Genomic DNA, 10,420 nt, shown 5'->3' with positions numbered 1-10,420 from the left:
CACACCGCCAGCTTATAAGCGGGTCCCCCGCACAGCCACGGTAGTGGTGCATCTGGAATCCGTGCTCTCGCACACTTCGCGTCAGTGACACAGCAGTCATTCTTCCGGCGGCGCTGCGCGCGCCGACACTCATTCCATAAAACAATCAGTTATGCAAAGCGTATCCTTAGTTTCCCATGCAGACCCGTCCGCGACGCACGCAGTGCGGAGTGGGAGCGGATGAGCCCTTTGTCACGTACGTAAAAGGTGCAAGGACACGGATTCCAGATGCACCACTACCGTAACTGCGCGAGGGACCCGCTTATGAGCTGGCGGTGTGAGCCGCTTTCTTTGCTTATCTTTCTTTGCGGCGGCAAAGAAAGTAAGTGCCCCCCGCACAGGGGGAACGCTAATAAACCGATAAGAAAGCAAGGAAAGGCCAACACCGCAGGCACACAGACAAGCCAGAACAACGAAAAAACCAAACCTACAAAACCCTCGCAATCAGCGACAAAACCATAGAAAGCACAAGCGTCGACATAAACGGAAACGGATACTCCCGCCCAAAGAGCCGCAACGTGACATCCCCAGGCATCCGCCCAATCCCAATCTTCCTGAGCCACGGCCAGCAGGCCGACAACACCGCCACCGCAATAAAAGTAGTCAACAGCCAGCGGATCATCACAAATCCCTAAGGCAAAAAATCACAGCGTATGTGACCGGTCACCGCCGGAAAACGCCTGCAACGTGTCATCCAGTCCACGTGAAAACGCGATCACCTTGAACAGTTCGCCCATCTCCGCCTCGGACAACAACTTTTGCACCGCATTCGCCGCTGGCAAAAACCTCGCCGTGTCTGCTGGATCGAGCGCCGATAACGCTTCGGTAATCCCGGCGTTCAACAAAAATCGCGCCTGAGAAGTGAAGCCCAGTAAGTCCGCGCCAGCCTCAACGCCGGCTTCAGCGATGCCGGTAAACTCCACGTGCGCCGTAATGTCCTGCAAGCCCGGATAAACAAACGGGTCGCCATGCGCGCGGTGCCGGTAATGGCACATCAACGTGCCCTGCGCGCGCTGCTCATGGTAATACTCGTGACGCGGAAAACCGTAATCGATAAAGAACGCCGCGCCGCGCGCGAGCATCGTGCAAATGGTCCGCGTGAATGCAATGGCGGCCTCGTGTGTTTCGGTAACGTAGTCGTCGCCAGCCGTTTCGATCTGCGCCAGAAAGGCAATGTCCGCCGGCGCCGACACCGGACGGTCGTCGAACGCAAAGACCTCATCGCGCCACACCACGCCGCGTTCGTGCCACGCGCCGCCGCTAAAGGCGAAGAGCCGCACAGGCATCGCGTCCAACACCTCGTTGCCGATGACCACGCCTTCGAACCTCTCCGGCAATGCGTCCAGCCAGCGTACCTTACTGGCCAGCGCCGGCGCTGCGGCTTCGATCGTCTCGCGTTGGCGCTCGCGCAATTCACCTGACAAATCCACGATCGAATAGCTGTCGAATTCAACGCCCAGCGCGTCGAGCGCGTTCAGCAAACCGGCGGCGAGTTTGCCCGTGCCGGCGCCAAATTCCATCACGTCGCGCGTGCCGCTTGCCTGCAAGGCCTCGGCGATCGGGCGCGCCAGCGTTGTCGCAAATAGCGGCGACATTTCCGGCGCCGTCACGAAGTCGCTGCCGTCGTCGCCGCGCAAGCCGAATTTGCGGGCGCCACCGCTGTAATAGCCGAGTCCCGGCGCGTAAAGCGCGCGCTCCATGTAGCGGTCGAACGGCAGCCAGCCGCCTGCTGCTTCGAGTTCCGCGCGGAGTTGCGCGACCAGCGCTTCGGACTGCGCAAGCGCGCTCGGGCCGGGAGCAGGTAAACTGTCGGGTTGGTGAGCTTTCGGATTCATTCCCGCATTGTAAATGACCGCTTCTCTGGATACCGCCGCCGCCCGCGTGCCCGAAACGCCGCGCGTCGTGCTGATTACCGGCGCCGCCCGCCGCATCGGGCGCTCGCTCGCGCTCGGCTTTGCCGCGCGTGGCTGGGACGTGGCGGTCCATTACGGCGCGTCGCGCGAGGAGGCCGACCAGGTGGTCGCGGAAATCGTCGCCTTGGGCCGCCGGGCGGTGGCTTTGCACGCGGAATTGGGCGACGAGGCCCAGGTCGAGCAGCTTTTGCCCGCCTGTACGGCCGCGCTGGGCCGCCCGTCGTGTATTGTGAACAACGCGTCTCGCTTCGAGGAAGACACCGCGCTTAACGTCGGTTACGACCTGCTGCTGAAGCTCACCGCGATGAATCTCGGCGCACCGCTCGTGCTGGCGCGCATGCTGTTCGAGACCACGCCGGAAACCGCGCGCACCGATGAAAGCCAGCGCGGCGTGGTCATCAACGTGCTGGACCAGAAGCTGTACAACATGAATCCGGACTACCTGTCCTACACGCTGTCAAAAGCAGCGTTGCAGACAGCGACGGTTGCTCTGGCGCAGGCGTTGGCGCCGAAAGTGCGTGTGGTCGGGCTCGCCCCCGGTCTGACAATGCAGTCCGGCGACCAAACGCCGGCGGATTTTGAAGCCGCTCACCGTACTACGCCTTTGGGCCGCGCGTCGCGGCCGGAGGATATTGTCGCCGCCGCGCTGTATCTCGCCGATGCAGCGGGCGTCACCGGAACGACGCTGGTAGTCGACGGCGGGCAGCACCTTGTGCCGCTGCCGCGCGACGTAATGTTTTTGACGGGCGCCTGAACAGCATGCGTGCTGGTTGCCGGCTCAAGCCGGCGGCCGTTCGCGTGTTGCCGCGTCCCTTTGCGTGCCCCGCACGCTTTTTTCGACTGGAACGAACATGTTTGCCGCTCTTTCGCATCCCCGGCTCGCCGATTGCCGCCGGCTCTTTCTGCGCAACTACGAAGTGCACATCAACATCGGCGTGCACGATTTCGAAAAGCGCGGCGAACAGCGCGTCGTGATCAACGTCGAACTGTTTGTGCCGCTCGCGCTGTCCACGCCGGTTCAGGACAAATTGCACGAAGTTGTGGATTACGACTTCATGCGCTCGACCATCGCGCGCCGTGTCGAACAAGGTCATATTCACCTGCAGGAAACCCTCTGCGACGACCTCGTCGAGGCGCTGCTCGATCATCCGCAGGTCCGCGCGGTGTGCGTGTCGACCGAAAAGCCGGACGTGTACCCAGACTGCGACGCGGTGGGCGTTGAAGTCTTCCGTATCAAAGGGGATTGAGCATGAACGCTCAGGAAATCCTGAACGGCACCGCGGCCCCTGAGGCGCCCCAGGCCGCGCACATCCCCGCCGGTAAAACGCCGCTCACGCGCCGCGAGCAGAAAGAAGCCTACGAGAACAATAAGCTGTTCAAGCGGCTCGCGCGCCAGGTCGGCGAGGCCGTCGTCGATTTCAACATGATCGAGGACGGCGACAAGGTGATGGTCTGCCTGTCGGGCGGCAAGGACAGCTATGCGATGCTCGAAATCCTGATGCGGCTGCGCGAACGCGCGCCGATCAACTTCGACCTCGTCGCGGTGAACCTCGATCAGAAACAGCCGGGGTTTCCGGAACACGTGCTGCCTGAGTACCTGAAGCAGCTCGACATTCCGTTCCATATCGAGAACCAGGATACCTACAGCATCGTCAAGCGCCTGGTGCCGGAGGGCAAGACCACCTGCTCGCTGTGCTCGCGGCTGCGTCGCGGCATTCTGTATCGCGTGGCGGGCGAACTTGGCGCGACCAAGATCGCGCTCGGCCATCATCGCGACGACATCCTGCAAACGCTGCTGCTGAACATGTTCTATGGCGGCAAGCTGAAGGGCATGCCGCCCAAGCTGCAATCGGACGATGGCAAGAATGTCGTGATCCGCCCGCTCGCCTACGTGAAGGAAACGGATCTGGAAAAATACGCTGAGCTGCGCGAATTTCCGATCATTCCTTGCAACCTGTGCGGCAGCCAGCCGAACCTGAAACGCGCTGAAATGAAGGCGCTGATTCGCGATTGGGAGAAGCGCTTCCCGGGCCGTGTCGAGAATATGTTCAATGCGTTATCGAACGTCGTGCCGTCGCACCTGATGGATCACAAGCTGTTCCCGTTCGCCGGCCTGCGCGCAAGCGGCGAGGCCGATCCGCAAGGCGATATCGCCTTCGACGAAGAGCCGTGTTCGACCGATGCCGGCGAAGGCGCAACGTTCAACGGATCGAAGCCGATCTCGATCGTGCAGTTCGACGATCTGTGAGCAAGCCGTGAAGTGCCCGGAAATCAAAGGTTTCCGGGTGAATCAGCAGGGTAATGAGGCCGCGTGAGCGGCCTTTGTCGTCATGGCCTGCATGATAGAATCGTCGGCTCCAAACTCGTCTGATTGCCGACGCCATGAACATCGTGATTTTGGCGGCAGGCACCGGTAAGCGCATGCGGTCCGCGCTTCCCAAGGTGCTCCATCCCCTGGCCGGCCGGCCGCTCCTCGCTCATGTCATCGACACCGCCCGTGTGCTCAAGCCCACGCGTCTGGTCGTGGTGGTCGGTCATGGCGCCGAAGCCGTGCGTCAAGCGGTAGCGGCGCCGGACGTCCAGTTCGCTGCCCAGGAGCAGCAGCTCGGCACGGGCCACGCGGTGCAACAGGCGCTGCCCCTGCTCGATCCGTCCCAACCCACGCTGGTGCTGTACGGCGATGTGCCGCTCACACGCGCCAGCACGCTGCAGGCGCTGACCGAGCGCGCGGGTCAGGGCGGCTACGGCGTGCTCACCGTCACGCTCGCCGATCCGAGCGGCTATGGCCGCATCGTGCGCGATCAGCACGGCAAAGTGTCGCGCATCGTCGAACAGAAAGACGCAACGCCCGAGCAGCTTAAGATCGCCGAAATCAACACCGGCATCATCGTCGCGCCGACCGGGCGCCTTGGCGGCTGGCTCGCGGCGCTGAAGAACGATAACGCGCAAGGCGAGTTTTACCTGACCGACGCGGTCGAAATGGCGATCGAGGCGGGCCTCGAAGTCGTCACTACCCAGCCTGACGAAGAGTGGGAAACGCTTGGCGTGAACAGCAAGCAGCAGCTCGCCGAACTCGAACGGATTTATCAGGGCAATGTCGCCGAGGCGCTGCTGGTCGCGGGCGTGACGCTGGCCGACCCGGCCCGCCTCGACGTGCGCGGCACGCTCGAATGCGGCCGCGACGTGTCGATCGACGTGAACTGCGTCTTCGAGGGCCGCGTCACGCTGGCCGACAACGTGAGCGTCGGGCCGAACTGCGTGATCCGTAACGCGACGATCGGCGCCGGTACGCGTATCGACGCGTTCACGCACATCGAAGGCGCCGAGGTCGGTGCGAACGTCGTGCTCGGCCCCTATGCGCGGCTGCGCCCGGGCGCGTCGTTGCAGGACGAATCGCACGTCGGCAACTTCGTCGAAGTGAAGAACGCGGTGCTCGGTCATGGCTCGAAGGCGAACCATCTGACGTATATCGGCGACGCGGATATCGGCGCGCGCGTGAATATCGGTGCGGGTACCATCACCTGCAACTACGACGGCGCGAACAAATTCCGCACGATCATCGAAGACGACGTGTTTGTCGGCTCCGATACGCAACTCGTGGCGCCCGTGCGCGTGAAGCGCGGCGTGACGATCGCGGCGGGCACAACGGTCTGGAAGGATGTCGAAGAAGGCATGCTGGTGCTGAACGACAAGACTCAAACAAGCAAGCCGGGCTACGTACGCCCGGTCAAGAAGAAAAGTTGATGGGCGTGACGCGCGCGCGGAGCGCGCTCCCTGAAACCCTTCACTGAAAAGGAATAAGCCATGTGTGGGATTGTTGGTGCGGTTGCGCAACGTAATATCGTTCCCGTCCTGATCGAAGGACTGCGTCGCCTCGAGTATCGCGGCTACGATTCCTGCGGCGTGGCCGTTCTCTCCGACAGCGGGCCGCGCCGTGCTCGCAGCGTCGCGCGCGTGGCCGATCTGGACGAGCAGGTGCACGAAAGCCACCTTGAAGGCATCACGGGTATCGCGCATACGCGCTGGGCGACGCACGGCGCGCCGGTGACCGACAACGCTCACCCGATCTTCTCGAAAGATGCGCTCGCGTTGGTACACAACGGCATCATAGAGAACTACGAATCACTGCGTGAAATGCTGCGGGGAAAGGGTTACACGTTTGTCTCGCAGACCGATACAGAGGTTATTGCTCACCTGATTCACAGCCTGTATCGCGGCGACCTGTTCGCCGCGGTGCGTGAAACGGTCGGGCACTTGCACGGCGCGTACGCGATCGCCGTGCTGCACAAGGATCAGCCGCATACGGTGGTCGGCGCGCGCCAAGGTTCGCCGCTGGTGGTCGGGCTCGGCAACGGTGAAAACTTCCTCGCTTCGGATGCGCTGGCGCTTGCCGGCAGCACCGAGCGCTTCATCTTCCTCGAAGAAGGCGACGTCTGCGAACTGTCGCTCGAGGGTGTGCGGATCGCCGATCGTGACGGCTACGAAACACCGCGCGAAGTGCGCCAGGTCGCGGCCTATGGCGGCGCGGTCGAACTCGGCCCGTATCGTCACTTCATGCAGAAGGAAATTTTCGAGCAACCGCGTGCGATTACCGACACGATCCCGCAAGCCGATTCGTTCGACGCGTCGCTATTCGGCGAGGGTGCCGACAAGGTGTTCGCGGACATCGACAATCTGTTGATTCTGGCGTGCGGCACGAGCTACTACTCGGGGCTGACCGCGAAGTACTGGCTCGAGTCGGTCGCGAAGATCCCGACCCAGGTGGAAATTGCCAGCGAGTATCGCTACCGGGAGTCGGTGCCGAATCCGAAGTCGCTGGTGGTGGTGATCTCGCAGTCAGGCGAAACGGCGGACACCCTGGCGGCACTCAAGCACGCGCAGTCGCTGGGGCATAAACATACGCTGTCGGTGTGCAATGTCGGCACGAGCGCGATGGTGCGCCAAACGGCGTTGTCGTTCCTGACCCATGCGGGTCGCGAGATCGGCGTGGCGTCGACGAAGGCATTCACGACGCAACTGGTTGCGCTGTTCGTGCTGGCCGCGACCCTTGGGAAGCTGCGCGGGCAACTGAGCGCGGAGCAGGAAGCCGGGTATCTGAAACAGTTGCGCCACTTGCCGGCGGCGTTGAATAGCGTGCTCGCGCTGGAGCCGCAGATCATCGCGTGGTCGGAAGAGTTTTCGCGCAAGGAACATGCATTGTTCCTCGGGCGCGGGCTGCATTACCCGATCGCGCTCGAGGGCGCGCTAAAGCTCAAAGAGATTTCCTATATCCATGCGGAAGCGTATCCCGCCGGTGAGTTGAAGCACGGGCCGCTGGCGCTCGTGACCGAAGCGATGCCGGTGGTGACGGTGGCGCCGAATGACGCGCTGCTGGAGAAGCTGAAGTCGAATATTCAGGAAGTGCGCGCGCGCGGCGGTGAGCTTTACGTGTTCGCGGACGCGGATACGAAGATCGTGAACGACGAAGGGTTGCACGTGATCCGGATGCCGGAACACTACGGCTTGCTGTCACCGATTCTGCACGTGGTGCCGCTGCAGTTGCTGGCGTATCACACGGCTTGCGCGCGTGGGACGGATGTGGATAAGCCACGGAATTTGGCGAAGTCGGTGACGGTGGAGTGAGGTTGAGGCAGTTGTGGTGCCAGTGTTCCAGGATGGGCTTCTTGCAGGTCTTCTTTTGTCGAATTACTGGTTAGGGATGCATCGAACGTGAGGCAGGTGGGCGAAGTATGCCGCCTCACAAAACAGAGCATCTCCATCTGTGGAAGAAATGAACGGACCTACTGCAATGGACGACCGATTTGATAGACGAGAACTGCTGCTCCATCTCGGCGATGTGCTCGATGCCTTGAATTCCTTAGTCACGGCGGACAAACCTGCCGCATTGGTGGCGCACCTCGTGCAACACGACGCTTCCTTGCAACGCTTCGAGTTTCTCCGGGCGCTAGCGCCAGAAATGACAGTGGCCGAATTTACCGCGTGCGTCGCCAGCGCGTTCTTCCTGTGGCCAAAGGAGCTGCTTGAGGGAGAGCTCAACCAGGAGGCGCTGGCGTCGTCTGTTCAGCGCGAACTCTTTGCCGGCAACCCGAAAGGCTGGGCAGCCTACGCCGCGCAATTGCAGAAAAAGGTGACGTGGTTCGGAGTGGGGCTGCCGGCAATCAGAAAAGCCGCGCGTGCCGAAAAGAAAGGTTGGCCCTGGCCCGAGCCAAGATCGTAACGCTTACTTCGCCAGCCTGGATTTCACCCAACGGTAGAACTGGCCAATGGTGTCTTCTCTAGGATGACCGTCGCGCCAGGTGAAGAAGTAGTCGAGCGACGCCGGAATCTGCACCTGTCCCAATCGGACCAGTTCACCGCGGTCAATGAAATCCCGAGCCATCTGAAGACGAGCCGTCGCTACGCCTTGACCGGCGACGGTTGCGTGCAGAAGCAGGCCGGGGTCGTCGAAAATGGGTCCGCGCACCGGTTCCGACCCCTGAATTCCTGCGGCTTCGAAAAAGTCCCGCCAGCCTCGGCGCGAGAAACGCAGAAGAGGCATGTCGGCAAGCTGCTCCAGACGAAAGTCCGGGTATCTGGCTAGCAACGCCGGGCTGCATACGGCGACCACCTGGTCATCCAGGAGCTTGCGAATCTGGAACCCGGGCTCTTCGACGCGGCGGTGCCATATTCCGATGTCGAAAGGATACGGGTCGGGCGGGGACACGTCCGCATGCATGTGCAGTGACAGGTCTACGTTCGGATAACGCTCATAGAAGTCACCCAGGCGTGGAATCAGCCAGACCGAAGCGAAGTCGGACATGACGCTTAACTCGAGTCGCGTCACGCTGTTGACGCCGGGGCGGGTGGCCTGAAGCGCATCCCGCAAATCGTCCAGGCTGCGGCGAACGCGGTCGGCTAGCTGGGCACCAGCGGCGGTGGGAATCATTTGCGAGCCCACGCGCTTGAACAACTCGACACCCAGTTCGGCTTCGAGCGCACGCAGATGATGGCTGATGGCGCTATGCGTCAAATGTAATTCTTCGGCGGCACGGCTGAAGCTGCGACGTCGGGCGGCGGCTTCGAGCGCTCGTAGCGCCTGCAGAGGTGGAATATCGCGTGGCATGACGTCAAATTCTACTCACAATTGCGTCGCAAATCTCTCGCTGGCTCGACGCCCTGTCATCGCGAATAATCGATAACCCAGCGTTTGTCTCCGGGTTTGACTGCATCATGACCGCCACCAGGTTGCGCGTTTTCGCCGTGTTCGCGCTCGGCTACTTCATTTCCTACCTTTTTCGAGGTGTCAATCTCGGCTTTGCCCCGTTTTTATCCCGCGAGATGGGGCTCACCGGGACCGACCTCGGAACACTGACGAGCGTTTATTTTCTCGGCTTTGCCGGCGCGCAAATTCCGGCAGGCGTTCTGCTCGATCATTACGGCGCACGGCGGGTCACGGCGTCTGTTCTGTTGTTCGCGGCAGCGGGGGCATTGATTTTCGCGCTTTCCCATAGCATGACCGGCATGATGATCGGGCGCCTGCTCATTGGCGTAGGCGCCTCTGTGTGTCTCGGCGGTGCATTCAAGGCCACGGCGCAACATTTTCCCGTTGCTCAGCTCACGCTCGTCAATGGTCTTGTGATGGCGGTCGGAGGTCTCGGCGGCGTGGCGGTCGGCGCACCGCTTACCTTCCTGTTGACGTTCGCGCCGTGGCGAACGGTGAGTCTCGGGCTCGCCGCATTGACGGCATGTGTCGCCGCAATCATCTGGGTTGGCGCACCCGCCGGCGGCGCGAATGCCACTCGCGCGACCGTGCTGGACCAGCTGAAGGGCACGCTCCATATTCTTCGCAGCCACGCCTTCTGGAAAGTCGCGACGTTTTCCGCGCTCACTCAGGCCGTGTTTTATTCAATGCAGTCACTGTGGGTCGGTGCGTTTCTGCGCGACCTCGCTCCTGTCGGCGCCGCGAGCGACACGGCACGGGTGGGTGCACTCATCTCGGTGCTCGGGGGCGCTTTTATCGTTGGCAACATCTGTTTCGGTGCACTTGCCCGGGCATTCGAGCGGCGTGGCGTTCGTGTGCAGACCTTTTCGGGCGTCACCATGGCGCTATTCGTCATCGTCCAGGCAATGCTCGCCGCGCGGGTTCCGCTTCCTGAGCCGCTTTTGTGGGCTGCCTATGGGGCGTTGGGAGGCACCGGCATTCTGACCTATGCGGTATTGGCCGAGCATTTTCCCGCGCGTCTGCTTGGTCGCGTCAACACGACCTTCACGTTAGTCATCTTCGTCGGAATCTTTGCGGCACAAATCGCGATTGGCGCGGCGCTTGGTCACTGGGCCGCTGACCAGGGGCATTACCCGGCCATCGCGCATCAAGTCGTATGGGCCGGCCTCATCATCATTCAGTGCGCCGGCGCACTTTGGTACTTTGCACCTGGCCGACGAAAGGGCATTCAAGCGTACGCGGTCGAGCCGCAGTAGACACGCCTCAG

The 10,420-nt window shown here is 61.9% G+C and carries 10 protein-coding genes; 7 read left to right on the top strand and 3 right to left on the bottom strand.

All coding sequences use genetic code 11. From position 1 onward, the window contains the following. Positions 1-466: 466 nt before the first annotated feature. Together PQR67_RS34620 and PQR67_RS34615 are read right to left on the bottom strand one after the other, a co-directional pair. Positions 467-661, bottom strand: coding sequence for a DUF2905 domain-containing protein (locus tag PQR67_RS34620; RefSeq protein WP_408467298.1), 195 nt, complete (start codon positions 659-661; stop codon positions 467-469). 22 nt (positions 662-683) lie between these two features. Then, on the bottom strand, positions 684-1,874 hold the full coding sequence (locus tag PQR67_RS34615; protein ID WP_408467297.1) for a class I SAM-dependent methyltransferase: 1,191 nt from the start codon (positions 1,872-1,874) through the stop codon (positions 684-686). Between the two features lie 13 nt (positions 1,875-1,887). Here PQR67_RS34615 and PQR67_RS34610 point away from each other — a divergent pair, with 13 nt between their 5' ends. The 6 genes from PQR67_RS34610 to PQR67_RS34585 all read left to right on the top strand — a co-directional run bounded on the left by PQR67_RS34610 (position 1,888) and on the right by PQR67_RS34585 (position 8,169). Then, entirely contained in the window at positions 1,888-2,706 is an 819-nt protein-coding gene (locus tag PQR67_RS34610; protein ID WP_408467296.1) for an SDR family oxidoreductase, read from the top strand. Positions 2,707-2,803: 97 nt separating this feature from the next. Next, positions 2,804-3,199, top strand: a complete 396-nt coding sequence (locus tag PQR67_RS34605; RefSeq protein WP_408467295.1) for a dihydroneopterin aldolase — start codon at positions 2,804-2,806, stop codon at positions 3,197-3,199. 2 nt (positions 3,200-3,201) lie between these two features. After that, positions 3,202-4,200 (top strand): tRNA 2-thiocytidine(32) synthetase TtcA, encoded by a 999-nt coding sequence (ttcA, locus tag PQR67_RS34600; protein WP_408467294.1) that lies wholly within the window; start codon positions 3,202-3,204, stop codon positions 4,198-4,200. A 134-nt stretch (positions 4,201-4,334) separates the two neighbouring features. After that, complete coding sequence (gene glmU, locus PQR67_RS34595; RefSeq protein ID WP_408467293.1) at positions 4,335-5,696, top strand: bifunctional UDP-N-acetylglucosamine diphosphorylase/glucosamine-1-phosphate N-acetyltransferase GlmU; 1,362 nt, start codon at positions 4,335-4,337, stop codon at positions 5,694-5,696. Between the two features lie 60 nt (positions 5,697-5,756). After that, positions 5,757-7,574 (top strand): glutamine--fructose-6-phosphate transaminase (isomerizing), encoded by a 1,818-nt coding sequence (gene glmS, locus PQR67_RS34590; protein ID WP_408467292.1) that lies wholly within the window; start codon positions 5,757-5,759, stop codon positions 7,572-7,574. A 166-nt stretch (positions 7,575-7,740) separates the two neighbouring features. Then, positions 7,741-8,169, top strand: a complete 429-nt coding sequence (locus PQR67_RS34585; protein ID WP_408467291.1) for a hypothetical protein — start codon at positions 7,741-7,743, stop codon at positions 8,167-8,169. A 3-nt stretch (positions 8,170-8,172) separates the two neighbouring features. On the opposite strand, the gene PQR67_RS34580 is transcribed toward PQR67_RS34585, so the two are convergent. Continuing rightward, a complete protein-coding gene (locus PQR67_RS34580; RefSeq protein ID WP_408467290.1) occupies positions 8,173-9,054 on the bottom strand; it encodes a LysR substrate-binding domain-containing protein in 882 nt (293 codons plus the stop codon). A 107-nt stretch (positions 9,055-9,161) separates the two neighbouring features. Here PQR67_RS34580 and PQR67_RS34575 point away from each other — a divergent pair, with 107 nt between their 5' ends. Further along, positions 9,162-10,409, top strand: coding sequence for an MFS transporter (locus tag PQR67_RS34575; protein WP_408467289.1), 1,248 nt, complete (start codon positions 9,162-9,164; stop codon positions 10,407-10,409). Positions 10,410-10,420 lie beyond the last annotated feature (11 nt).

The sequence above is a fragment of the Paraburkholderia fungorum genome (assembly GCF_046026025.1).
Classification (GTDB): Bacteria; Pseudomonadota; Gammaproteobacteria; order Burkholderiales; family Burkholderiaceae; genus Paraburkholderia; species Paraburkholderia fungorum_E.
Note: the sequence above shows the minus strand (reverse complement) of the source record. Positions and strands in the feature narration are given on the sequence as shown.

Coding starts and splice junctions, on each gene's coding strand:
- PQR67_RS34580 (WP_408467290.1), bottom strand. CDS start 9,054: ATGCCACGCGATATTCCACCTCTGCAGGCGCTACGAGCGCTCGAAGCC.
- PQR67_RS34610 (WP_408467296.1), top strand. CDS start 1,888: ATGACCGCTTCTCTGGATACCGCCGCCGCCCGCGTGCCCGAAACGCCG.
- PQR67_RS34575 (WP_408467289.1), top strand. CDS start 9,162: ATGACCGCCACCAGGTTGCGCGTTTTCGCCGTGTTCGCGCTCGGCTAC.
- PQR67_RS34605 (WP_408467295.1), top strand. CDS start 2,804: ATGTTTGCCGCTCTTTCGCATCCCCGGCTCGCCGATTGCCGCCGGCTC.
- glmU (WP_408467293.1), top strand. CDS start 4,335: ATGAACATCGTGATTTTGGCGGCAGGCACCGGTAAGCGCATGCGGTCC.
- PQR67_RS34615 (WP_408467297.1), bottom strand. CDS start 1,874: ATGAATCCGAAAGCTCACCAACCCGACAGTTTACCTGCTCCCGGCCCG.
- glmS (WP_408467292.1), top strand. CDS start 5,757: ATGTGTGGGATTGTTGGTGCGGTTGCGCAACGTAATATCGTTCCCGTC.
- PQR67_RS34620 (WP_408467298.1), bottom strand. CDS start 661: ATGATCCGCTGGCTGTTGACTACTTTTATTGCGGTGGCGGTGTTGTCG.
- ttcA (WP_408467294.1), top strand. CDS start 3,202: ATGAACGCTCAGGAAATCCTGAACGGCACCGCGGCCCCTGAGGCGCCC.
- PQR67_RS34585 (WP_408467291.1), top strand. CDS start 7,741: ATGGACGACCGATTTGATAGACGAGAACTGCTGCTCCATCTCGGCGAT.